Genomic DNA, 22,716 nt, shown 5'->3' with positions numbered 1-22,716 from the left:
ATTAGCATCTGACCTCGATGAGGTCTGTGCCATGGTCGATGCTTATATTGATTATTACAATAGCGAACGAAGACAATGGAAACTACAAAAGATGACTCCGGTACAATACCGAAGCCATCTCATAGCATCTTAAAACGTTAAGGGTGCTTTTATTAAACTGTCCAAACTCTAGGGCTCAGTTCAATGTGATCCGTTAGGGGGTTCTTTGTTGCAATCCGATTTTCACGCCTATTCTGTCTCGTCATCCTTTTTATGGTAAAATGACTTTATAACTTGCATTTTACGACGCAAATGGAGTATTTGAAAACTATGACATGTCGAGGTGCCGAATGACCATACAATTTGAAGAATTGAAGATGTATACAAAATTTGACGATTTAGCGGATGATTTACTGGATTTGGCTAAAGAAATTCTGCCGGAACAGCTGTTTTATTTATCCGCCATCGATGATGCCGAGCAATTGATTTTGAAACTCTCGGATGAGCAGACCAGTATGCGAGTTGCAGAAGGCATGGTCATCGATTTGAATCATTCCCTATGCAACCGAATCGATTTTACAACCAATCAACCGCTTGTGTATGAAGATGTAACAAAAGAGCCGATTCTCGCTGATATGAGGGGATTGTTGAAAGAGGCAAACGTCCAGTCTTATTTAGGGATTCCGATTTCGCTGACGAACGGTGAAAAATTCGGAACGTTATGTGCCATCAATGATGAAGCCAGTCTGTTTGAAGGCAAAAGCATCAAATTGTTACAACGGATCGTTCGTCTGTTCTCATATTATTTAGAACTGGAACGGTTCGTCTGGCGTGATCCATTGACCGATCTCTACAACAGACGGTATTTAATGAATCGCTTCGATACGCAACCTCGGGAGGCGGGAGTGCTCTTTTTCCTTGATTTGGACGGTTTCAAGCAAGTGAACGATGTGCATGGGCATGACGCGGGTGATGTGGTGTTACTTGAAGTGGCAAGACGTCTGCAAAGACTGATTGCAGGACAAAAAGCAGCGTGCGCCGTCCGGTTGGGGGGAGATGAGTTCGTGCTCCACTTTTCTTACGGCATCAGTCAGGAAGCAGTGCTTCGTCAAGCAGACGAAGTCCTTGCCTGTCTGAGCCAGTGGGACGAATATGAATTGTCGACGAGTATCGGGATCGTTTCGTATACGGCACAGGAAACCAGTTTGAAAAATCTCCTGCGGCAGGCCGATATCGCGTTATACGAGGCCAAGTCGTCCGGCAAGAACAGGTACAAGGTGTTTGAGGCACAACAAGAAAAATAACCGATTGACCTTCAGGACAGATCAAAAACACCATCCGTCTACACGCCCGCTTCGCGAGAAGGGCGTCAGACAGGTGGTGTTTTTGTGTGGCGTCAGACGGTCAGTTCAATCGTCAGCCCTTCCGGATCGAGGAAGACACTTTCATAATATCCGTCTCCCGTCATACGGGGACCGTCGAGGCGGGTGTAGCCGTCTTGTTCGAGTCGGTTCGTCAACTGATCGACGGCGAAGCGGCTGCCGAGTGAAAAGGCAATATGCGCATAACCAAATCGGTCGCGCGGCGCCTCGTGATCGATATCCGTCCGGTGCATCAACTCAAGGCGGGCTCCTGACTTAAAGTGCAGGAAATAAGACGAAAACCCTTTTGTCGGATTATGGTACAAGTCATTGGCTTGAGCCTCAAAATAGGTTTCGTAAAAGGTTCTCATTTGTTCGAGATCCTTGACCCAGATGGCGATATGTTCAATTTTCATGAGAGTAAACTCCTTTTCTGAAGAATTAGGAAGCGCGGGACAACGCCCGTTTGGCAAGCACACGATTGAGACGTTCGGAACAGAGCAGCAGGAACAAAATCATCAGGAATCCTGTGACCGGGAACAGCTGTAACGTCAAAAGCGAGGCAAGGACACCGAACAAGGGCGGTAAAAACGTGCTGCCGCTGTAAGCAAACGCCATCTGAATCCCCATCAAGCGTTTTGCCGCATCCCGTCCGAACCGGACCGGTGTCTCATGTAACATCGCCGGGTAAATCGGAGCAAGTCCAAGTCCAATCAAGATGAAACCGGTCAACATTAAACCATCCAGCGGGAGGAAAAACAACAGACTGCCGGCTAAGGCGGTTCCTTGTCCCACCCGGATCAACTGACGGTTCGTCAAACGGAGCGATAAGAAACCACTCAAAAACCGGCCGACCGTAATGCTGCCGTAATAGACGGAAATCCAGGTCGCGGCCGTCTGAACCGAAAACGACTTCACTTGGACGAGATAACTGCTGCCCCATAAACCGATCAAGGCTTCCGCGCCGCAATAGAGTACAAATGAAGCGAGGGCGAACGGCAGACCAACCAATCGTTTGGACGCAGTATCAGTTAACGACAAATCGTCCGGTACGTCCGAGACAGCGACCGGTGCCTGTTTCCAGAGCGGTAGACTGAGAAGGAGCACGAGGGCAAGTCCGAACTGGGTCAAGGCGACGGTCAAATATCCGCTGCGCCAGTCGCCGGATTCGCTCATCATCGCCGCCATGATCAACGGGCCGGTCGTTGCGCCAACGCCCCAAAAACAATGCAACCAGTTCATATGATGGGCTTTGTAGCGGGTTGCGACAAAATGATTGAGGGCCGCATCGACGACGCCGGCTCCGAGTCCAAGCGGAATCGAGAGCAGAAACAGCCAGATCAACGACGGAGCGAAATAAAAACCGAGCAGGCTACTCGCTGTGATCGCGGCACAAAACGCTGTGACATGACTCGTCTCGAACCGGTTGAGAATCTTGCCGCTGAACAGGCTCGAGATAATCGTTCCGCCGGCAATCGTCATGAACAACCAACCGGCGATTTCGAGATCGGCACCGAACTCCGTCCGCATGACGGGCCAGGCGACGCCGAGCAAGGAGTCCGGTAACCCTAAACTGATGAAGGCAAGATAGATGATGCTGAGTAACAAGATACCACTCATGAAGATGTCCTCCTGTTCGCTGGTAGGGGTTGTTCGGTCAGAAGCTGCAAGCCGAGTCGGGTCAATCCGTTCAGATAATCAGTTTCCCAGTGACTCCGGATCAAAAGCGGGATATGCGCTTCCGGGATATATTCGGCTGTCTTGATTCGGATCTGTTCCAGATCGTGTTCCATCACTTCCGACCCGTTAAAGATCAACAGATGCGGATTCAGCGTTGCAGCGAACGTCGTCGTCAAGCGGCTGATGGCATCAATCGTCTGGGCGTCCAGGGCAGTTTGGCGCTTGGCGATCGCCTGTCCGAATGTTTTCTTGTCGTATTGCGGGACGACGGAAATTTCACCGGCAAAGTGACTGCTGCCACGGACGAGCTGTCCGTTGATCAAAATCCCGGAACCGGGACCGTTTTTCCCTAAGTACAAATAGATCAACGACTGTTGACTGCGCTGATGTCCTTCGTGAAATCCAATCACAGCCGCATTCATGTCATTTTCGACGACGACCGGTACATCAAACTGTGATGCGAGCACACCTTTCAAATCGACCTGTTGCAGGGACGGATAATCCGGTGCAAAAAAAACCTGCCCGTTTTCGACGGATGCCGCGACGCCGACACTCAAAAAGCTGATGCGCGGATTCTGTTCAAGCAATCGGTGAATCAAGCGGATTAAAGCCGGAACGTGCGGTTGATTTTTTTCGACCGGCTCCGTGCCAAACGATAGGTTTGTCCCGACGGCATCGAAGATCTGAAAACCGATTGCATCGAGTTCAAGGTAGAGGGCAAGTCCCTCGGCGTATTCTGCCCGGTACTGGTATTGTTTCGCCGGACGTCCGCCATTCGAGAGCTCCGATACCTGTTCGTTGATTTCACCATGTGCAATCAAGAGATCCAAATGCTTTTTGACTGTCGGGAAACTGGCCGACAACACACGACTCAGTTCAGGAATCGTCCGGATTCTTTGAAACAGGATTGCTTGCCGGAGTTGTCTTACTAAATCGGTATTGGTTCCAGCCATAGGTAGTCTCCTTTGCACTTTTTAAAATATTTTAATAAGTAGTCGAATTGAGTGTAGCAAGCAAAGACGCAAATGGCAAATGGTTTTGAAACGATCGGACAACCAACTGTTTCTTTTTGAACACAATGAGGGTGACAGACTTATGATCTGCCACCCTCGTGTGTAGAAAATGATTTTTGCTTCGCCTTACCATCTATCATCGCGTAAGCGGCGTCATATCGTCCGGTAACGTGAGGGCAGTCAATAGGGCAAGCTCTTTTTCACGGTAATCCGTATAAGAACTGACGTCTTGAAGATCGGCATCGACATAAGCTGGGTGAACCATGATTTCGACCGATTCGACACCGAGTGAACGCAGTTCTTCCCACAAATCCAGATAAATCCCTGCGCCATAAAAACCGGTATACAGCGTATTGGTCAGCGCATGTTCGGGATGGTCTTCAAGTGTTGAAACAAATCGGATCGGGACATCGTAACGACGCGCCAATTCCAACACGACTTCCTGCAACGGTTCCCAGCCGTGGATGTGGTGATGGCTGTCGATATGATGCAGCGGCAGACCGGTTGCCAAAAACGCATCGATTTGGGCAGACCATTCCGCCAAGACATCCTCTGCTGCCGGTGGGGTCTGTTCCGTGTACTGGTTTGTAAAGCGGAACTGACCGGACGCATCTGTTAATGTCGTGGTGGTCGTCGTCAATGGTCGTCCGTAAGACAGCACAAGGTGAACCCCGACCTTCAGTTCCGGGAATCGTTTCGCTTGTTGCACGGCATAGGGGACAACCCGTCCATTCATCATCATCGTCGTTGCATGCACGATTCCGCTTTGGTGTGCTTGAATGATGCCGTCTGTTATGCCCTGTGTTAATCCGAAATCATCGGCATTGATGAGAATGTTCATAAGGCGTCACCCGCAGCATAATGCCGTTCGATGACGAAGTTCGTCTTGTCGCCTCTGAAATAAGAGCGGGAATATTCGATCGGCTCTCCGTCCTTGTTCTCCGCAACGGTTTCAATATAGAAACACGGCATGCCGAGCTCACAATCCAAATGGGCACTGATGCGTTCATCTGCCAACGTGATTTCAAGGGATTCGGTCGTTTTGGCGACGGAAATCGAAAACGTTTCGCGGAGTGTCGTGTAGAGAGAATGTTCCGCTTGTTTTTTTGTGATGCCTGGCGCAATGTGCCAGGGGATATAGGAAATTTCATATTGCGTCGGTTCGTCATTGGCCCGGCGAATCCGCTCGATTCGTTGAATCGGGTCATTGAGCGTGACATGCAATTTTGCGACGATTGCCGCATTTGCCGGAACGACTGTTAAATCGACGGCCGCAACATGCCCCCGTTTTCCTTGTACGGCAAGTTGTTCGGTATAGGTGTCCGGTGTATCGGATAAGGTTTGGCGTACTTTTTGATCGGCGACGAACGTCCCTTTCCCTTGCTGCCGAATCAAATATCCTTCGAGGGTGAGCTGATTCAAGGCAGCACGAACCGTCGTCCGGCTGACATCAAAGTCTTCACAAAGCTCATATTCGGTCGGTAATTGTTGACCGGCTTGATAGAGTCCCGATTTGATACGATCTAACAATTCTTCTTTGATATAAGAATGTAGCGATTGGTTGGTTTCCATGACGGACCTTCCTTCACGAGTTTTCTTTTATTGTACCGATAACAAACAACTGAATGCAAATGTTATAACAAGTTAAATGCATTTGTATTAATACATTTTAAATTTGTATTTACATTTGTTCTTTTTGTATGATACATTACAAACAAGAAAAAGAGGAAGCGGTTACAAAAAAACGGGAGGTTGTTATCATGGGGATCAAAGTCGTCATTATCGGAGGTGGATCAAGTTATACACCTGAATTAATCGAAGGGTTCATCAAACGATATGAATCCTTTCCGGTTTCTGAAATCGTCTTATGTGACATTGAATCCGGAACTGACAAGTTGGACATCATTACCCGGCTTGCGGAGCGGATGCTGCGCCGGTCCGGCTTGCCAATTCGTTTAAGCGCCACCTTGAATCGGCGTCACGCGCTGGAAGGAGCAGACTTCGTATCCACACAAATCCGCGTCGGAGGGTTGGAAGCACGGGCACTCGATGAACGGATTCCTTTGAAACACGGTTTTATCGGTCAGGAAACGAATGGCGCGGGCGGGATTTTCAAAGCATTCCGGACGATTCCCGTCCTGCTCGAGTTGTCGAAAGAGATGCACGAAATCTGTCCCGATGCCTGGCTGATTAACTTTACGAATCCAGCCGGCATCGTGACGGAAGCGTTATTGAAGCATGGTCCGCATCAAAAAGTCATCGGCGTCTGCAACATTCCGTTTAACATGCGGAACTCGACTGCCGAAGTCTTACACGTCGATGTCAAGCGCGTCTCGATCGAGTTTATCGGTTTAAACCATTTCGTCTTTGGACGCCGGGTCTTTGTCGACGGAAGTGACCGAACAGAAGAGGTGATGCAGCGACTGATGTCGAAACAGCTTGATTTTTCACCGGCGAATATCGTCAGTCTTGGGTGGTCCGATGCCTTCTTGCAAGCCGTCAACATGTTACCGAATCCTTACCACCAGTACTATTTCCAAACCGCCGAGACGCTCGAGAAGGACCTCGCCGCCTACAACACGGACGGCACCCGGGCCGAGATTGTCCAGGAAGTCGAACGGACATTGTTCGAAGCCTATCAGGATGAACAGTTGGACGAAAAACCGGCTGAACTCGAATTACGCGGTGGCGCGTATTACAGTGATGCTGCCTGCTCTTTGATGGATTCGATTCACAATAACCGAGGAGACATCCAGACCGTCAATACATTAAACCGCGGGGCGATTTCCGACTTACCGGTCGATGCCGTCATCGAAGTCAACGCCGTCATTACGAAAGACGGTCCGCTCCCGATCGCGGTGGGACCATTACCATTATCCGTCAAAGGATTGATTCTGCAGATGAAGCAGATGGAAGAACTGACGATTCAAGCCGCGTTAAGCGGATCAACCAAAGACGCTTACTTAGCCTTTTTGATGAATCCATTGATTCAAGATGAAAAGCGGGCGCAACCGCTACTCGAGGAGATGTTGCTTGCGCACGCAGCATGGTTACCACAATTTCAATCCAAGGAGGCGCAACGGACATGAATAAATTCATTGAAATCGCAGGAAGAATCGGGGCCCAACGCCATCTCGTCGCGATACGGGATGGATTCGTCGCCATTATGCCCCTGATCATCGTCGGGTCTCTCGCGATACTGATCAATAACTTCCCCGCCATCGGCAGTTTTGATTTCGTCGGTTGGATGAACGGGCTGTTTGGAGAAGGAAACTGGCAGGGGTTAGGGGGGAACATCTGGAACGGATCGTTTGCGATTTTAGGATTGCTGGTGGCTTTTTCGATCGCCTACAGCCTGGCTAAAAGTTACGATGTCGACCCGTTGTCGGCAGGGTTGATTTCCGTCGCCTCCTATATCATTCTCGTTCCGGTCACGAAAGACTGGGGACTCAGTTTTGCCTGGCTCGGCGCGCAAGGACTATTCGTCGCCATCATTCTATCTCTTTTGACGACCGAGCTGTTTCGCATCTTACTGAAGACACGGTTGACGATCTCGATGCCGGATGGGGTTCCGGATGGGGTCGTCCGCTCGTTCCAAGCATTGATTCCGGCAACGTTGATTTTGATCCTCGTCGGCGGATTCCAATTATTTATGACACTCGCCATTGAATCGAGCCTGTTTGAAGTCATCTTCAACAGTATCCAAAAACCGTTACAAGGGTTTGGAGACACACTTCCGGCTGCGATTGCAATTGCCTTTTTAAATCATATCCTCTGGTTCTTCGGCTTACATGGGACAAACATCATCGGAGCCGTCATCGAACCGATTTATCTGCCGTTGATTCAGCAGAACCTGGAAGCATTCCAGGCCGGGACCTCTGCTTACGATGTCCCGAATACGGTGACGAAACCTTTCCTCGACTCCTTCGTATTCATAGGGGGTTCCGGTACGACGCTGGCTCTTCTCTTTGCCATTTTTTTTGTCATCCGCGAACAGAAAAATCATCCCTATCGCGAAGTCGCCAAGTTATCGACACCCGCTGGATTGTTTAATATCAACGAACCGGTGATTTTCGGCTTACCGATCGTCTTGAACCCGATCATGTTGATTCCATTCATCTTGGTGCCGGTTACATTGACGATCGTGTCCTATGTCGCATTGTCGACCGGACTGGTTCCAAAAACCGTCGCGATTTTACCGTGGACGACACCGCCTTTAATCAGTGGCTATCTCGTGACAGGCGGGAGTTGGCGGGGAATCGCATTACAAGTCGTCAACTTGACGCTCGCGACAGCGATTTATGTCCCGTTCGTCGCAGCAGGTGTCCGGGCGATGAAAAAACAAACAGAAGGGAAGATGGCAAGCTGATGACAGAAGAACTGCAAATCCTATCGTTTACGATGATTCTTCATGCAGGTAATGCCCGTTCGGCAGCAATGGAATCCATTCAGGCTGCTAAAAAAGGAGACCTCTCGTTGGCACAAACCAAACTGGAAGAAGCCAATCAAGAAAGTCTACAGGCGCATCGTGCCCAAACGACCTTACTGCAGGACGAAGCAAAAGGGCTTGAAACGCCGTTATCGATTCTATTGATTCATGCCCAAGACCATTTGATGACAGCGATGACCGTCAGAGATCTAGCTTCCGAGATGGTCGAACTGTATACGCGACTCACACGACTGGAGGAAAAATCATGAACATTCTACTCGTTTGCTCGGCCGGCATGTCGACATCCATCTTAGTTCGGAAAATGCGTGAACAAGCTGAGGCACAAGCTCTTGATGTGACGATCGAAGCCATTCCCGAAAGTGAATTATCGCATCATTTGGATCAGACGGATGTGATTTTAATCGGACCACAAGTCCGGTATTTAGAAACAAAGATTCGCCAAGTAGCAGAACCAAAAGGGGTTCGCGTCGCAATCATCAATCAGATGGCGTATGGTCTGATGAAAGGGGACTTGGTCCTCGAACAGGCTCAATCCTTATTAACAGAAGCTTGATTATCTCCACGTCAGTAAGTAAAGCCGGTCTATTCTGCCGATTTTACTTGCTGACGTTTTTGTCTGAACATGAATCGATAGAGGAACAGGATAAACATGAAATGTGAAGAAGTAGGTAGATAGAATCGTAAATCGCTTCACCATTCAATCCGGAAAGAAGGGTTCTTATGAAAGTATTGCTGACTTCAGGCGGCATTCAAAATGACAGTCAACGTCGTGCGCTCGTCGACTTACTCGGAAAACCGATTGCGGAAGCACATGCACTCTGTATTCCGACGGCCGTTTACGGGATGAAGGAGGGTCCGTACCATGCTTATTCATTCATCACAGGAACCGGTTCAACACCGATGTGTGAATTAGGATTTCAGTCGGTGGGTGTTCTCGAATTGACGGCACTACCGAGTCTGGATGAATCACTCTGGGTACCGATTGTCGAACAGGCCGATGTGCTGTTGGTGAATGGCGGAGATCCCCTATTTTTAAACTACTGGATGAAAAAGTCGGGACTTGCAGAGCGATTGCCTTCGCTAAAAACAGTTTACGTCGGATTAAGTGCCGGTAGTATGGTGCTTACGCCGCGGGTTGGTCAGGCGTTCGTGGAGTGGACACCGCCTGATACAACGTCGGATGAAACCCTTGGATTGGTTGATTTTTCGATTTTTCCGCACCTGGATCACGAACTGTTACCGGAAAATACATTGGACGAAGCCGTCAAATGGGCGGCTGATCTCACGGGACCATCCTATGCGATTGATGATCAAACGGCGATTCAGGTTGTTGATGGTGTAGTGGAAGTGATTTCAGAAGGTCACTGGAAACGATTTGATTGAAACGGAGGAATTCATGGACATCACAACACAATTACATGTCGAACGAATCGAAGAGTGGCGCAATTGGTTGGAAAGTAACCATTTAACAGAGAACGAGATTTGGCTCGTCTTCCATAAAAGGGATGCGGGTGACTACCAGCTGGATTATATCGAGACGGTTGAGGAAGCGCTTTGTTTTGGCTGGATTGACGGAATCAGCAAAAAGATGGATGACTCAACAAAAGCCCAACGCTTTACGCCGCGCCGTAAAAACAGTCACTGGACGGAACTGAATAAGGAACGGGTCCGTCGTTTGACGGCACTCGGAAAGATGCACGAACAGGGAATAAAAGTGTTGCCGAACTTAGAGACACCGTTCGACATCGATGAAGCGATTCTCGAGGAACTAAAAAAAGACGTAGCAACCTATCAGTTTTTTAAGACGTTGCCCGATCTGTATATCCGGGTCCGGATCAGTTACATTCAGGAATACAAACCCGGTAGTCCGGAATATGAAAAACGCTTGGCCAACTTTTTGAAATACACGGCACAAGGAAAAATGCTCGGACGGTGGGACGACGGCGGGAAATTAACGGGGACTTACAGGGGAGACGACCGATGATATCTGATGAAACGAAGAGACCGACTTTTGGTGTGAAATTGAAAGGACGGCACTACCAGTATAAAAAGCATCAGGTATTCGGGATTGTCACGTATACTCGATGCTTTTTCATTTCTAGAATCCTATGACGAGTTGAAAGATCAAGGTTATCTTTTAATCCATTTTGCTCCACGTCCACGTCCTGACGGTTTGATGAATCCTTCATCCCGAAGTTCACGCAGAATTCGATTAATCGTTGCCTCGCTGACATCGGGACAGGCGTTTCGGACATCTGCTTTATTGAACGGTGTAATGCGGCTTTCGACGAATTGACGAATTCGTCCCGCCTTGTTTTGATTGCCGGTCGTAATCAGTCCGACGCGCTCCTCCAGTTCCTTATACGCGGCAAGGATGGTGCTCAACAGGTAGTTGACCCATGGGAAAAGATCCTGCTGATTCTGATGCCAGTGGACAGAAGACAGCCGAAGCGATTCATAGTAGTCTTCCTTACGCGACTCGACAATCTTTTCCAGACTGATGTACCGTCCAACCTCGAAACCTTCCTGGTAAAGCATTAATAGTGTCAATAAGCGTGACATCCGACCATTTCCATCATTGAATGGATGAATCGACAAGAAATCTAGTACAAAGAGGCTCGTCAAGATAAGTGGATCGACGTCTTCTTGTTGCCGCCTGTCACGAAGACTATCGCATAATGCTTGAACTGAGGCAGGTGTCTCGAATGCCGGCACCGGAACGAAGCGTGTCCGTCGTGTCCCGTCAGGAAACGTCTCGCTGATTTCGTTATCGACGTTTTTCCAACGACCACCTTCGACGGGAACGAATTTATAAAGTTCTTTATGAAGTTGTAACAATACGTTTGCATTGATTGGAATATCTTGTGCCGAAGCATGTATCAAATTCAAGACATCGCGATAACCGGCAATCTCTGCCTCGGAACGGTCGGCAGGATCGGCTGATTTCGACATGATGGTATGGAGGCGGCTTTCTGTAACGACAATTCCTTCAATCGCGTTTGATGCTTTTGTCGACTGAATGACAGCGACGTTTCGTAACGTATCAAGAATTTGAGGAGCTTGTTGTTTATATAAATCTTGTTTTCCTTTGTATTCATTGATCCGGCTGATCAAGCGGACTGTTTCCATCGGTAGTGCAATGCTATTTAAATAACGATACGTATAGTTTCTCACAGGTAGCGCCTCTTTCATTAATAGACTCATTGATAGCTAAACATATTCATTTATCAGAGAAATGAGTATGTTTAATTAAACTATAACGTATTTAAACGTGTTCAAAAAGAATAAACATACTCATTTTAGGGTTAAATGAGTATGTTTATTCAAAAATGAACTAATTAATATGGATTTAAAACGGTTAAACATACTCAAAATCAATCAAAATGAGTATGTTTAGCGACAAATGAGTTAATTAATGCGTGAAATTCAGTTGACCCGTTACCGCTCATATTCGCGAAGTTTGTCCTCTAAAATCCGCAACCGTTTATGCATGTTATAGAAAATCGGCAAAAACGCTACTGTCACAATCAACAAAATCCCCATATCCATCCTCCTTTTTATTGCTGAATAGCCAATAATTAAAATGAGTTCCAAAAGTATTATTTCATAATTTTGACTATTTTTACAAGTTCTCCTTTTGAGTGAAGTTCTTCAATTCATAACCGAGCCAGTTTTATAAAATCGGCGACAACAGCCGCGAGATACTTTCCTTAAAGCGGATCATCCGCGGACGGGCGGCATATTTTTCCCGGGTCAGCAAGGCACTGTCGGCAACGTCGGACAAAAAGAGCAGCTCCAGTTCTTCCGCAATCGTCGCATCGTACAAAATCGCATTCATTTCAAAGTTCAACCGGAAACTCCGGGCGTCGATGTTCGTCGTCCCGACCGAGGCGATTTTTCCGTCGACGACAATCGTTTTCGCATGCATGAAGCCGATCTCATACGTGTAAACTTCGGCCCCGTGTTGAATCAATTCGCCGACTGCCGCATATGTCGCCCAGTAGACAAACGGATGATCCGGCTGGTTCGGAATCATGATTTTGAGGGAGACACCGGAAGCTAAGGCAATCCGGCAGGCATCCATGAAGCTGGCATCCGGAATAAAGTAGGGCGACTGGATGTAGATTGATTTTTCCGCCGCATGAATCATCTGAATCAGCATGTTTTTCAAATATTCCGTTTCCGACGTTGGACCGGACGTCACGATCTGAACCGGTATCCGATCCGTCGCGACTTCAAGCGGTGGAATCGGGGCGGTCGACCAGTCCGTCCGCTCGTTGCTCGCAGCATCCCAATCCTGTTCGAAATGAAACTCAAGTTCTTCGACGACGGGACCGAGGACCCGGAGGTGGGTATCCCGCCAGTAGCCGAAATGTTCGTCTTCTCCGAGGTATTCCGATCCGACGTTAAAGCCGCCGATGTACCCGATTTGCCGGTCGATCGTACAGAGTTTCCGGTGATTCCGGTTGTTGATCCGCAGGTTTAAGATACCGAGCGGCGAAGAGAAGAAGGAGCGGACTTCACCGCCGTCTTGTTTGAACGCCGCGAAGTCCTTCGCTTTGAGTTTCCACGAGCCGACGGCATCATATAGAATCCGGACTTTGACGCCGCGTTTTGCCTGTTCGAACAAAGCGTTCAGTAGGCGGTCGCCGAGCGGATCGCGCTTTAAAATGAAGTATTGAATGTTGATTTCAACTTGGGCGCTTTGTATGTCAGCGAGCAACGTATCAAATTTTTGATGACCGTCGAACAGCGTCCGGACATCGGTCGCTTCCGTTAACAGGGCCCCTGACGAGCGGTTCGCTTGAATCAACTTCCGGTACGGGTAAAGCGGTGCTTCGCGGTGGACTTCGTCGTTCGCTTGCACCACAAGCTCTTCTTCGCGCGCCAATCGCCGTGCTTCCGGAACATGATAAAATGTCTCTTGTTTCAACGAACGGCCAAACAATAAGTAAATCAAAAAGCCGATGACGGGTAAGAAAAAGAGAATCATCAGCCAGGCCCAGGTGGCACTGACGTCACGCCGTTCAAAAAACAGGATGGCGATTGCCGCAGCAACGTTGGCAAACAGGACAACATAGAGCAAAACCGGCAAGATTAGGGTATAGTCCATCAATACGAACACCTCGTTTTCAGAAAGAATGACTTCGATGGGAGGGAAGACAGCATGTTTTCGGAATGGATCCGGTTCATCTCGAGTATCTTGTTCATCCCGATTTCGGATGATTTGTTGGTCATCCGTCAAATCAGCAGCTGGTTACGCCAGGATCAAACACTTATCCTGATTTTTTTATCCGTCTGGTCCGCCTGTTTCGTGTGTTTTAATCTGTTTTACGGCATTCCCCGTATTTTTCGCGAACTTCCTTTCTTTCGAAAGTTATTGACCAATAAACATCTCGCGAAAGCCGAAGTGATTCTGCAGGAGAAAGGAACGGTCGCCATTGCCATGTCGTTTTTCCTGCCGGGTGTCCGGCGTCCGATTCATTATATGGCAGGACTGCTCGCCTATCCGTTTCGCCCCTATGTGCTCGTGACGTTAGCCGGAACCGGCGTCTATGCGTTGCTCTGGACGATTCTCGTTAACCGGCTCGGCGCTTATGGTCTGTTGAACCGATTTTCGACGTGGTGGGCAACTCATGGCGGTGTCATCTTGTTGCCCGGACTACTGATCCTGTCTTGCTTGTTAGGTTGGATCTTCCGGGACACGATCCGGAACTGGTTTGTCCGTCCGTAACGCCATTTTCCGGAGTTGCGCGAGTTTAATGATGTTGAGCACCGTCACCTTCGCGACGGCGTAAAACGGGACGGCCAGCAACATACCGAGAATGCCCGCCAGTTGCCCGGCGACGAGCAGGACGACCGTAATCGTAATCGGATGCACCTTCAACGATTTTCCCTGAACGAGCGGGGAGATGACATTGGCATCCAGTTGCTGGACGATCGTGATGCCGATGATGACATATAAACCTTTGATTGGTTCATCCAAGAAGCCGATCAGGACAGCCGGCGCAGCACCGAGGAACGGTCCGAGATACGGGATGATATTCGTCGCGAAGATGAACAGACCAAGCGGTAAGAAATACGGGACATCGAGCCACCACAGGACAAGTGTCGCGAGACTTCCGACGAATGTACAGACGATCAGTTGCGCCCGGACGTAAGAGCGGATCGTCCCGTTCATGTCTTTTAAAATCAGCAGGGCTTCCTTGCGGTAACTGATCGGGATGAACTGGACCAGCGCATTCGGTAATTTTTTTCCGTCGACCAACATGAAGACGTATAAGAAAAGGGCGATGAATAACGTGAAAATGGTCGAGGCAATCAACTGAATCAGCCAAAGCACGGAACCGGCAATCGAGGAAAAGACGTTCCCGAGGAGTGCGGTCGCACTTTTCATCGAACTTTCGACCGATGAAAACTGGCTCTCGAGTGACGGAATCGACGTCCCGTATTTGGCATAAAGCGACAGGGATTGTGTGTACAGACGTTCAGCAAAACCGGGTACGGCACTGATGAACGCAAAAAGCTGTTTCGTGATCAGCGGGAATAACGTCAAAAGGAATACGATGACGAGCGCAAGCAACAAAAGCAAGACGATAAAAATCGCCAGGTTACGCGACCGCAGACGACGTTCGAGTGAATCGACGAAACCAACGGAGAGATAAAATAAAATTCCGGCGATGATGAACGGGGTGAAAATCGTCGTAAACAGGACGAGTAACGGATAAAAAAGAAAGTCGACCTGTCGTGCCATATAGATGATGCCAAGTACAAGCAGGATGAACAGACCGATACGAAAGGAACGATTGGATATCAATCCGGACAAGGCAATCTCCTCCCTCAAAAAATAAGTGGCATGTTGTATCCTTTCCCCGAAACTGCTGGAAATAGCGTGAAAATTCTGAAAGATATGTGCTTTTTCACATTTAATTGTTATTTGCTTCAAAAAAGGGGTAATCATAAATTAACTTCGATTCATTGTTCAGAGATGTGTCATGCCGTCATCGTTCAGCAGACCTGAAAGCCACTTCCGTTAAGGGAGGTGAAGCGGTTGGCGCAAGTGAAAGATCCGGTCATCGAAGACCGGTTGTTGCAACATTCCATCTTTAGTTCTCTTTTCTTATCAGTGTTTGGCATTGCTGCCGGATTCCTTCTTTCTTCCTCCTTTGTTCTGTTTGACGGACTTTATGCTTTACTGAGTGTCGTCTTAAGTGTTTTTTCGCTTCGAGGTGGTCGGTTCATCACCGTCAAGGATGATGTCCACTTCCCGTTTGGCAAAGAATCATTGGAACCCATTCTTGTTTTCTTTCAATATCTCATCGTCTTTCTCCTACTTATTTATGCATTTGTCGCTGCCATAGAAACCATTCGGTCGGGTGGTGATCCGGTTGAACTGGGGTTTGTCATCGGCTATCTGACAATCAGTGCCTTGATTGCGCTTGTCGTGTACCGCCATCTGAAGCAACTCAACCGGTCCGCACGCTCGATTTTAGCGACAGCGGAAGTCGAACAATGGCGTCTGACCGTCATCATGGGAATCGGTGCAGTCGTCGGTTACGGAATCGCCGGAATGGCGACTTGGTTGTCTTTTGAAAACGTCGCCCGTTACGTCGATCCGGTCATGCTGATGCTGATCGTCTTGTTTTTGATCCGTTATCCGGTCAAGGAGATGGTTCAAGCGATGCGGGAAATGCTGGGGATGTCGACGAGTGAACGGTTGATGATCGACATCAAACAGAGTGTCGCTACAATCGTCCAGGAATACGAAGTTGATGATATGTACCTCCGGATTTCCAAGACAGGCAGTCTGATTTTCATCGAAATTGATTTGATTGTCGCCAAAAACTACCGCTACGATTCGATTCTGGAACAAGATTTGATACGTGAACAAATCGACGCGGCACTCGAGTGGTTGCCGCAAACCAAGTGGCTCACCGTCGCGTTTACGGCTAATCGTAAATGGGCGGAATGAATAGGAGGGACTCCGATGTCAACGACACGACTGATCCAAGAATTCATGGAACTGGTTCAAATCGACTCCGTATCCTATGCGGAAGGTCCGTTTCAACAGGACTTGATCGGGCGTTTTCAGACGCTTGGTCTGACCATCGAAGAAGATGAGACGAAAGAAAAGACGGGACTGGGCGCCAATAACTTCGTTGCCCGGCTCGACGGAGACACGTCGATCGAACCGGTTTTTTTCTCGTCGCATATGGATACGGTGTCTCCCGGTCAAGGCATTCGTCCGCTTGAACGGGACGGACGGATTCAGTCCGATCAAACGACGATTCTTGGTGCGGACGACAAAGCAGGCATCGCCATCATGCTGGAGTTGGTCAAACGGTTAAAAGAACAGCAGATCCGGCACGGTCCGATTGAATTCATCCTGACAGCGGGAGAAGAAGTCGGGTTACTCGGTGCAAAAGCCGTCGATATGTCGATGCTGCAGGCGAAATTTGGTTACGTCCTCGATAACGGCGGACCGGTCGGCGGCATCATCACGACGAGCCCGTCGATGTACCGCTTGGATATCCGACTGACCGGTCGCGCTGCCCATGCCGGACTTGAGCCGGAAAAAGGGATTTCGGCGATTGAAGTCGCGGCCCAAGCGATCAGCCGGATGAAACTGGGGCGCATCGATCACGAAACGACGGCGAACATCGGTCAGGTGAAGGGTGGGACGGCGATGAATGTCGTCATGGAACACCTCGAGCTCGTCGCGGAAGTCCGCTCGTTTGATCATCAAAAGTGTCTCGATCAGGTCGAAGCAATCGAAACGATTTTAAACGAGGAGGTGACACGATTCGGCGCTAAACTCGACTTCAAGGCGACACCACTTATCACCGGCTATCATTTCGAAGACGACCATCCGTTGCTCGCACATGCGAAACACTGTCTGGAAACCATCGGTCGTCCTGCCCGGTTTGAACGGAGTGGTGGTGGCACGGATGCCAACGTTTTTAATGAACAAGGCAAAGTCGTCGTCAATGTGTCGATCGGTTATGAAGAGATTCATACGGTCGAAGAATATATTCCAATCACCGAGTTCGAACAAGCCGTCGTTTTTGCCTTGGAACTGGTCCGGCAGATGCCGTCCTTCCCAGATCCGTCAGCGTAAGGAGGCCGGGTGATGAAACTGTTTCGTGAAACCATTTTTATTATCCTGGCCATTTTTGTCCTCGCTGCCGGCATCAATCTCTTTTTAGGACCACATCATGTTGCAGCGGGTGGAGTCACCGGGATCGGGATTCTGCTGGAAGAAGTGTTGGGCATTGACCGTTCGATTGTCGTCTTGGTTCTCAATCTGTTGATGTTATTGTTTGCCTTCGTGTTTTTAGGCAAAGAAGTCTTCTTAAAGTCCGTTCTCGGCAGTCTGATGTTGCCTCTTGCATTAGGAATCATTCCGGAAACGATGATTGTCTCTGACCGCTTCTTCTCGGTCGCCTTTGGCAGTGTGCTGTTTGCGATCGGTGTTGCTACGCTGTATTGGTTCGGAGCGTCAAGCGGCGGGACGACGATTCCACCGTTGATTTTCCACAAATACTTTAAGTTAAATACGTCCGTCGGCTATTTTTTGACCGATGCGACGATTGTCGTCTTTAACATCTTCGTTTTTGGGCTGGAAGAATTTTTGTTTGCGGTCGCCTCGATTGTCATCACGACGTTTGTGATGGGCTATATCGAAATCGGGCTTGAACGGAAAAAAGCAATCTTCGTCACGAGTGAGTTGCATGCGGACGAGATCCGCAATTACCTGCTGACGTCGCTTGACCGGGGGATGACCGTCTTCACCGTTGAAGGGGGCTACTCGGGAGAACAGAAAAAAATGCTGATGGTCGTCATGAAACGTTCCGAATATGCCGCTGTCATCCGGGCGATTCATCAAATTGACCGCGGTTCCTTCATCATCGTTTACAATGTCGCCGACGTTCATGGTCTCGGGTTTAACTACCAACCGGTCGTTTAAAAGGGAGGAATACGTATGCAACCGATTATTGCCTTTACGATCATCATGCTCATCTGGACGGTCAGTGATTATATCTCGAAAAAAACAAAGGCCTTATTATCTTCCTTATTTGTTGCCTCCATCATCTTCTTGATCGGATTCAAGACCAACCTGTTCCCGGAAGATCTCTTACCGACGTCCTCTTTGCTGCCACTCGGACAAACCGTCGTCGGGATGATCATCGTCCATCTCGGCACGCTCATCAGTCTCGATGAATTTAAACGGCAGTGGAAAACGTTTCTGATCGGGGTATCAGCGGTGATCGGGATCAGTGTGTTGCTCTTTACGATCGGTCGGCTGTTCCTCGATACGAACTATGTCCTCAGCGCGATTGCCGCGGTCAGCGGCGGAACGATTTCCGTCATCATCGTTCAGGAACAAGCGTTGAATGCCGGATTGATCTCGGTCGCTGTCTTTCCGGTCTTGATTGCGGCGTTGCAAGGCTTGATTGGTTTTCCGCTGACATCGGTCATCCTGCGCAAGGAAGCGTTACGGATCCGGGATGGGGTCCGGGATGGCAGCATCACGAAAAAAGCCGCCCTTGATCCGGCGGAATCAGCGGAAAAACAAACGATTTTGCCGGAGCCGTTCCAAACGACGGCGGGAACGTTGTTTGTCGTCGGTGTCGTCGTCATCGTCTCGTCGTTCCTGAGCGGCTTGACGAACGGTTGGCTCAATACGTTCGTCATCGCCTTATTACTCGGGATTGCCTTACGGGCGACCGGCGTCTTGAAACCGAATGTCTTGAACGGAATTGATGCGTACGGTTTGATGATGCTCGCGATTCTATTGATCATCTTCGGACCACTCGCAACCACGTCATTTGCGGATCTCGTCGAACTGTTTGTGCCACTGTTGATCGCCTTCATCTTGGGTGTACTCGGGATCGTATTGTTCGCGATGCTTGCCGGGAAATTCCTCGGTTATTCGTACCCGATGGCGATCGCAATCGGTTTGACGTCACTATATGGTTTTCCAGGTACATTGATTCTCAGTCAAGAAGCGGCTAAAAATATCGGGGAGACGGAAGACGAGGTCCAAATCATCGAAGATGAAATTTTACCGAAGATGGTCGTTGCCGGCTTCTCGACGGTCACGATCACATCCGTTTTCATCACCGGTATATTAGCGTCATTCATTTACTAAAGGGAGGCATTATCATGGGACTTGGAGAAGATATCAAACGGCTAAAGGATTTTGACGGTTCGACGCACATCTTGTCGGTGTATCTCAGTACGGCACCGGATAAGCGGAATCAATGGGAAACGATTTTACGGAATGAGAAAAAACGCCTTTTGACGGAGCAGGAGAATAAAAAAGATGTTGAATCGGCTTTTGCGAAACTCGAACAAGCGATCAATAACGAGCGGACGAGTTTACTCCGCAGCATCATCGCCTTTGTCTCAAGCGACGACTCGCTTCATGAAGTATATTTTTTGCAACTCGATGTGACGGATGAAATCAGTTATCATGCAAAACCGAATCTCAATCAACTCGAAGTGCTCGATCAGCAATTCCCGCGGACCGGTATCGTGCTGACGAATCTGGATTCGGCGACTGTGCTCGACGTTCGGCTCGGCGAAGTCGACGCGACGCACGACTATGAACTGGATCTCGATACAGGACAATGGCGGCGTTATCAGGGACGGAGCAGCCGCAGTGGGGCCTCAAGCAGCAGTCAAACGGATGATTTCCGGGATCGGGTCGAAAAGCAGGCGGAACGATTTTACCGGGAACTGTCGGGAGAGGTTGAAAAACTGAATCGTTCCCTTGGTTGGGAACAAATTGTCGTCATCGGGGAACGGTCGCAAGCGAACTTCCTTGAACAGGCGTTAACGACGAAACCAAAAGAAGTCATTCATAAAAATTTGTCCCAATCCAGCCAACAACAGATTCTCAAGCAGGTGTTTTGACGGTCAACGTCTAAAGTATAACTTTAGACGTTACATAAGGAGTGAAGACGGATGTTCATGCACCACATCACGGATCAATTGAGTTTGAAGTTGATTGAGCGCCAGGATGCAGAGGCACTGTATGCTCTGGTCGACGCCAATCGGGAACATTTGCGGGAGTGGCTCGGCTGGGTCGATGGGACGACCGGACCGGATGGATACCGGGACGAAATCATTCCGGCCTGGTTGACGGCTTATGCGAAGGGCAACGGATTGACCTGCGGCATTTATTTGGAAGGCGAACTCGTCGGGACCGTTGCCTTGCACGAAATCAATCAGACGTTACGCCAAACCTCCATCGGTTATTACCTGACCGGCAACGGGCGCGGTAAAGGATTGATGACGAAGGTGATGGCCTTTGTGACGGACTATTGCTTTACGACGTTGCAACTGAATCGTGTCGTCATCGAATGTGCAGTCGGCAACTCGCGGAGCCGGAAAATTCCCGAACGACTCGGCTATCAGCAAGAAGGAATCTTACGCGATGCGGAACGGCTGTACGGTACCTATCATGATTTGGCTGTTTATGCGATGCTCGCACAAGATTGGTCAGGCTTATTCAGCGGGACCGATTTGCAAACAGACACCCGTTCGAACTGAAACAAAGGAGGATGAATGATGATCAAATTTGAAAAAATGTCGGAAGCAGCCTATGACGCGTATTTACCGGAAGCAATCGACGAATACGCAGCAGAGAAGGTCAAGGCAGGAACGTGGGCGGAGGTCGAGGCTGTCGAACGATCGACGGCAGACTATGCCGAGTTGTTGCCGGACGGGATTCAAACGAAACAGCATTATCTGTTTTCAATCATCGAGGAGACGGAACAGGCACCGGTCGGGATGATTTGGTTTCAGGTCAGTGAGGAAATACAGGGGCGGACGGCGTTCATCTTTGATTTTAAAATCGAAGACGCTCATCAAGGAAAAGGATACGGGCGGCAAGCGATTCAGATGCTCGAGCAGGTCGCACGTCGGATGAACATCAAAAAAATCAAGTTGCATGTCTTCGCCCATAACACCCGAGCGATTCATTTGTATGAAACAACGGGATTCGTCACGACGGATTTACATATGGAGATGACGGTCAACTGACGAACAAACCCCTCTGCTGTTCCAATTGGACAACAGAGGGGTTTTAGCATCTTCAGCGCCAAGTCTGAAGGGTGTTGGCGAACTGAATATCCGTTTCGATTTCACCGTTGATGTGCGAGAGCGTAAAGTCATTTCCAGCCAGCCAGTCCTTAAAGTCAAACTCGACCGGTTGCTGGTCGCCCCCTAACGCAAACCAGACTTTCATGTCCGACGGGAAATAGGCTGACGTATGAATCGTCCCCGCCCAGTGGCTGTAAAGATCGGAAAAGACACCTTTATCGGAATCGTTCAGCAGACGGAACGCTGATTCGGCATCTTGAATCATGTGTTGGTGCGTCTTCAGCTCCATCATCCGCCGTTTCGAGTCGTCGAGGTGGAACCGGTTTTCGTGTTGCAACAAATCAAAGTGATTCGTACAGAGATTCGTTTCCCGGACTTCGATGTCCCGTGCCGTCGCCTCGATGACGAACGACCGGTTCGAGCGGTCATGGACGACGTAACTGAATGATCCCCGGTGCGGCATCTCTTTGACAAGCGAGATGGCATCATCGACAGACGTACACATCTCGAGGATGATCCGTCCGATCATGAAACTGACGAAGCCATCGCCCGGGCGACGGCGATTGATGAAATTATAGCCCATCGCAAGACCATGTTCGTTCATCCCGTCCATTCGTCCCGTGACGCGGGAAGCTGGACCGATGATGGCAGAACCGCCGTCGGTCGGTTGGAAGACGGAAAAGCGGCCGTCGTATGTCATCGGATGATAATCGTAGTTGCGGACGAGGAAATTATCGCCGGTCATGATCGAACAGCCACTTTTTGGTCCTTCGACCCGGTAATGACCAAAGTGGAGCAATGTATCGGCGAGTGATAATTCCAGTTCATCCTGCAAGCCGAGTAACTCGTCCCAGATATGCGGGGCGTACCGCAGAAACATCTCTTTTGTTTCTGCCGGATCGACTTGAAAACGCGGAACACGGATCTTCCAGTTGTCTTCGCGGTTATGAAGCAGTTCATTCCGTTTCACGTAGCGTCCCTGTTCGCGACCAAACTCATAATGCGTTCCGCGGAACTGCGTGATTTCATTTGAGACAGACTGCACAGCGTTCACTCCTTTGGTTTCTGTATGATTCTGATTATATCGAATCCGGCATTTTTTGTCGTAAGCGAGACCTCGACC

At 49.2% G+C, this 22,716-nt stretch carries 25 protein-coding genes; 16 read left to right on the top strand and 9 right to left on the bottom strand.

Features of this window, described 5'->3' with window-relative positions; all coding sequences use genetic code 11:
* Together KNP87_RS04915 and KNP87_RS04910 are read left to right on the top strand one after the other, a co-directional pair.
* Positions 1–133, top strand: a 133-nt coding sequence (locus KNP87_RS04915; protein ID WP_214721043.1) for an IS3 family transposase, incomplete at its 5' end; no start/stop codon positions are given.
* Between the two features lie 196 nt (positions 134–329).
* The gene (locus KNP87_RS04910) at positions 330–1,283 is read left to right on the top strand and encodes a sensor domain-containing diguanylate cyclase (protein WP_214721020.1); all 954 of its coding nucleotides are present in this window, start codon (positions 330–332) and stop codon (positions 1,281–1,283) included.
* Positions 1,284–1,375: 92 nt separating this feature from the next.
* Here the strand turns inward: KNP87_RS04910 and KNP87_RS04905 are convergent, their stop codons facing one another.
* The 5 genes from KNP87_RS04905 to KNP87_RS04885 form a co-directional block, all read right to left on the bottom strand.
* Entirely contained in the window at positions 1,376–1,756 is a 381-nt protein-coding gene (locus tag KNP87_RS04905; protein WP_214721019.1) for a VOC family protein, read from the bottom strand.
* Positions 1,757–1,781: 25 nt separating this feature from the next.
* Entirely contained in the window at positions 1,782–2,960 is a 1,179-nt protein-coding gene (locus KNP87_RS04900; protein ID WP_214721018.1) for an MFS transporter, read from the bottom strand.
* Positions 2,957–3,973, bottom strand: coding sequence for an ROK family transcriptional regulator (locus tag KNP87_RS04895; RefSeq protein WP_214721017.1), 1,017 nt, complete (start codon positions 3,971–3,973; stop codon positions 2,957–2,959). Before KNP87_RS04895 ends, KNP87_RS04900 begins: the two co-directional genes overlap by 4 nt.
* A gap of 196 nt (positions 3,974–4,169) precedes the next feature.
* Entirely contained in the window at positions 4,170–4,874 is a 705-nt protein-coding gene (gene chbG, locus KNP87_RS04890) for a chitin disaccharide deacetylase (RefSeq protein WP_214721016.1), read from the bottom strand.
* Entirely contained in the window at positions 4,871–5,605 is a 735-nt protein-coding gene (locus tag KNP87_RS04885; RefSeq protein WP_026833099.1) for a GntR family transcriptional regulator, read from the bottom strand. The genes chbG and KNP87_RS04885 overlap by 4 nt, the downstream gene beginning before the upstream one ends.
* Before the next feature lie 188 nt (positions 5,606–5,793).
* On the opposite strand from KNP87_RS04885, the gene KNP87_RS04880 reads away from it, so the two are divergent.
* The 6 genes from KNP87_RS04880 to KNP87_RS04855 all read left to right on the top strand — a co-directional run bounded on the left by KNP87_RS04880 (position 5,794) and on the right by KNP87_RS04855 (position 10,467).
* The gene (locus tag KNP87_RS04880; RefSeq protein WP_214721015.1) at positions 5,794–7,122 is read left to right on the top strand and encodes a 6-phospho-beta-glucosidase; all 1,329 of its coding nucleotides are present in this window, start codon (positions 5,794–5,796) and stop codon (positions 7,120–7,122) included.
* Positions 7,119–8,402 carry a PTS sugar transporter subunit IIC gene (locus KNP87_RS04875; protein ID WP_214721014.1) on the top strand — a complete coding sequence of 428 codons (1,284 nt, stop codon included), beginning with the start codon at positions 7,119–7,121 and terminating at the stop codon, positions 8,400–8,402. The genes KNP87_RS04880 and KNP87_RS04875 overlap by 4 nt, the downstream gene beginning before the upstream one ends.
* A complete protein-coding gene (locus KNP87_RS04870; protein ID WP_034769897.1) occupies positions 8,402–8,731 on the top strand; it encodes a PTS sugar transporter subunit IIA in 330 nt (109 codons plus the stop codon). The genes KNP87_RS04875 and KNP87_RS04870 overlap by 1 nt, the downstream gene beginning before the upstream one ends.
* Positions 8,728–9,036 carry a PTS sugar transporter subunit IIB gene (locus tag KNP87_RS04865; RefSeq protein ID WP_026833095.1) on the top strand — a complete coding sequence of 103 codons (309 nt, stop codon included), beginning with the start codon at positions 8,728–8,730 and terminating at the stop codon, positions 9,034–9,036. Before KNP87_RS04870 ends, KNP87_RS04865 begins: the two co-directional genes overlap by 4 nt.
* A gap of 167 nt (positions 9,037–9,203) precedes the next feature.
* Positions 9,204–9,866: a Type 1 glutamine amidotransferase-like domain-containing protein gene (locus tag KNP87_RS04860; RefSeq protein ID WP_214721013.1), complete on the top strand. Its 663-nt coding sequence runs from the start codon at positions 9,204–9,206 to the stop codon at positions 9,864–9,866.
* 13 nt (positions 9,867–9,879) lie between these two features.
* Complete coding sequence (locus tag KNP87_RS04855) at positions 9,880–10,467, top strand: YdeI/OmpD-associated family protein (protein ID WP_214721012.1); 588 nt, start codon at positions 9,880–9,882, stop codon at positions 10,465–10,467.
* Positions 10,468–10,613: 146 nt separating this feature from the next.
* Here the strand turns inward: KNP87_RS04855 and KNP87_RS04850 are convergent, their stop codons facing one another.
* Both KNP87_RS04850 and cls read right to left on the bottom strand, forming a co-directional pair.
* Entirely contained in the window at positions 10,614–11,612 is a 999-nt protein-coding gene (locus KNP87_RS04850) for a Fic family protein (protein WP_251135408.1), read from the bottom strand.
* Positions 11,613–12,156: 544 nt separating this feature from the next.
* Positions 12,157–13,596: a cardiolipin synthase gene (cls, locus tag KNP87_RS04845; RefSeq protein ID WP_214721011.1), complete on the bottom strand. Its 1,440-nt coding sequence runs from the start codon at positions 13,594–13,596 to the stop codon at positions 12,157–12,159.
* Between the two features lie 54 nt (positions 13,597–13,650).
* Between cls and KNP87_RS04840 the strand changes: the two genes are divergently transcribed.
* Positions 13,651–14,217, top strand: a complete 567-nt coding sequence (locus KNP87_RS04840; RefSeq protein WP_214721010.1) for a DedA family protein — start codon at positions 13,651–13,653, stop codon at positions 14,215–14,217.
* Here the strand turns inward: KNP87_RS04840 and KNP87_RS04835 are convergent.
* Positions 14,167–15,309, bottom strand: a complete 1,143-nt coding sequence (locus KNP87_RS04835; protein WP_214721009.1) for an AI-2E family transporter — start codon at positions 15,307–15,309, stop codon at positions 14,167–14,169. The genes KNP87_RS04840 and KNP87_RS04835 overlap by 51 nt on opposite strands.
* 234 nt (positions 15,310–15,543) lie before the next feature.
* On the opposite strand from KNP87_RS04835, the gene KNP87_RS04830 reads away from it, so the two are divergent.
* Genes KNP87_RS04830 through KNP87_RS04800 form a run of 7 tightly spaced genes read left to right on the top strand, consistent with a single transcriptional unit; the run spans position 15,544 to position 21,533 of the window.
* Entirely contained in the window at positions 15,544–16,455 is a 912-nt protein-coding gene (locus KNP87_RS04830; protein ID WP_353049354.1) for a cation efflux transmembrane domain-containing protein, read from the top strand.
* Positions 16,456–16,470: 15 nt separating this feature from the next.
* Positions 16,471–17,601, top strand: a complete 1,131-nt coding sequence (locus KNP87_RS04825) for a M20/M25/M40 family metallo-hydrolase (RefSeq protein WP_214721007.1) — start codon at positions 16,471–16,473, stop codon at positions 17,599–17,601.
* A gap of 12 nt (positions 17,602–17,613) precedes the next feature.
* Positions 17,614–18,450: a YitT family protein gene (locus tag KNP87_RS04820; RefSeq protein ID WP_214721006.1), complete on the top strand. Its 837-nt coding sequence runs from the start codon at positions 17,614–17,616 to the stop codon at positions 18,448–18,450.
* Between the two features lie 15 nt (positions 18,451–18,465).
* Positions 18,466–19,635, top strand: a complete 1,170-nt coding sequence (locus KNP87_RS04815) for a hypothetical protein (RefSeq protein ID WP_026831274.1) — start codon at positions 18,466–18,468, stop codon at positions 19,633–19,635.
* Positions 19,636–19,649: 14 nt separating this feature from the next.
* Entirely contained in the window at positions 19,650–20,402 is a 753-nt protein-coding gene (locus KNP87_RS04810) for a VLRF1 family aeRF1-type release factor (RefSeq protein ID WP_214721005.1), read from the top strand.
* Between the two features lie 51 nt (positions 20,403–20,453).
* Positions 20,454–21,041: a GNAT family N-acetyltransferase gene (locus KNP87_RS04805; RefSeq protein WP_214721004.1), complete on the top strand. Its 588-nt coding sequence runs from the start codon at positions 20,454–20,456 to the stop codon at positions 21,039–21,041.
* Between the two features lie 18 nt (positions 21,042–21,059).
* Entirely contained in the window at positions 21,060–21,533 is a 474-nt protein-coding gene (locus KNP87_RS04800) for a GNAT family N-acetyltransferase (RefSeq protein WP_147511261.1), read from the top strand.
* Between the two features lie 52 nt (positions 21,534–21,585).
* Here the strand turns inward: KNP87_RS04800 and KNP87_RS04795 are convergent, their stop codons facing one another.
* A complete protein-coding gene (locus KNP87_RS04795) occupies positions 21,586–22,638 on the bottom strand; it encodes a C45 family autoproteolytic acyltransferase/hydrolase (protein WP_147511262.1) in 1,053 nt (350 codons plus the stop codon).
* Between the last annotated feature and the right edge of the window lie 78 nt (positions 22,639–22,716).

Origin of the sequence: Exiguobacterium sp. s192 (assembly GCF_018618795.1) — a bacterium.
Classification (GTDB): Bacteria; Bacillota; Bacilli; order Exiguobacteriales; family Exiguobacteriaceae; genus Exiguobacterium_A; species Exiguobacterium_A undae.
The sequence above is the reverse complement of the archived record's forward strand: the minus strand, read 5'-3'. Positions and strand labels throughout refer to the sequence as shown.

Bases quoted from the DNA above. Each gene is read 5' to 3' on its own strand.
- KNP87_RS04910 (WP_214721020.1), top strand. From the start codon at position 330: ATGACCATACAATTTGAAGAATTGAAGATGTATACAAAATTTGACGAT.
- KNP87_RS04905 (WP_214721019.1), bottom strand. From the start codon at position 1,756: ATGAAAATTGAACATATCGCCATCTGGGTCAAGGATCTCGAACAAATG.
- KNP87_RS04900 (WP_214721018.1), bottom strand. From the start codon at position 2,960: ATGAGTGGTATCTTGTTACTCAGCATCATCTATCTTGCCTTCATCAGT.
- KNP87_RS04895 (WP_214721017.1), bottom strand. From the start codon at position 3,973: ATGGCTGGAACCAATACCGATTTAGTAAGACAACTCCGGCAAGCAATC.
- chbG (WP_214721016.1), bottom strand. From the start codon at position 4,874: ATGAACATTCTCATCAATGCCGATGATTTCGGATTAACACAGGGCATA.
- KNP87_RS04885 (WP_026833099.1), bottom strand. From the start codon at position 5,605: ATGGAAACCAACCAATCGCTACATTCTTATATCAAAGAAGAATTGTTA.
- KNP87_RS04880 (WP_214721015.1), top strand. From the start codon at position 5,794: ATGGGGATCAAAGTCGTCATTATCGGAGGTGGATCAAGTTATACACCT.
- KNP87_RS04875 (WP_214721014.1), top strand. From the start codon at position 7,119: ATGAATAAATTCATTGAAATCGCAGGAAGAATCGGGGCCCAACGCCAT.
- KNP87_RS04870 (WP_034769897.1), top strand. From the start codon at position 8,402: ATGACAGAAGAACTGCAAATCCTATCGTTTACGATGATTCTTCATGCA.
- KNP87_RS04865 (WP_026833095.1), top strand. From the start codon at position 8,728: ATGAACATTCTACTCGTTTGCTCGGCCGGCATGTCGACATCCATCTTA.
- KNP87_RS04860 (WP_214721013.1), top strand. From the start codon at position 9,204: ATGAAAGTATTGCTGACTTCAGGCGGCATTCAAAATGACAGTCAACGT.
- KNP87_RS04855 (WP_214721012.1), top strand. From the start codon at position 9,880: ATGGACATCACAACACAATTACATGTCGAACGAATCGAAGAGTGGCGC.
- KNP87_RS04850 (WP_251135408.1), bottom strand. From the start codon at position 11,612: ATGGAAACAGTCCGCTTGATCAGCCGGATCAATGAATACAAAGGAAAA.
- cls (WP_214721011.1), bottom strand. From the start codon at position 13,596: ATGGACTATACCCTAATCTTGCCGGTTTTGCTCTATGTTGTCCTGTTT.
- KNP87_RS04840 (WP_214721010.1), top strand. From the start codon at position 13,651: ATGTTTTCGGAATGGATCCGGTTCATCTCGAGTATCTTGTTCATCCCG.
- KNP87_RS04825 (WP_214721007.1), top strand. From the start codon at position 16,471: ATGTCAACGACACGACTGATCCAAGAATTCATGGAACTGGTTCAAATC.
- KNP87_RS04820 (WP_214721006.1), top strand. From the start codon at position 17,614: ATGAAACTGTTTCGTGAAACCATTTTTATTATCCTGGCCATTTTTGTC.
- KNP87_RS04815 (WP_026831274.1), top strand. From the start codon at position 18,466: ATGCAACCGATTATTGCCTTTACGATCATCATGCTCATCTGGACGGTC.
- KNP87_RS04810 (WP_214721005.1), top strand. From the start codon at position 19,650: ATGGGACTTGGAGAAGATATCAAACGGCTAAAGGATTTTGACGGTTCG.
- KNP87_RS04805 (WP_214721004.1), top strand. From the start codon at position 20,454: ATGTTCATGCACCACATCACGGATCAATTGAGTTTGAAGTTGATTGAG.
- KNP87_RS04800 (WP_147511261.1), top strand. From the start codon at position 21,060: ATGATCAAATTTGAAAAAATGTCGGAAGCAGCCTATGACGCGTATTTA.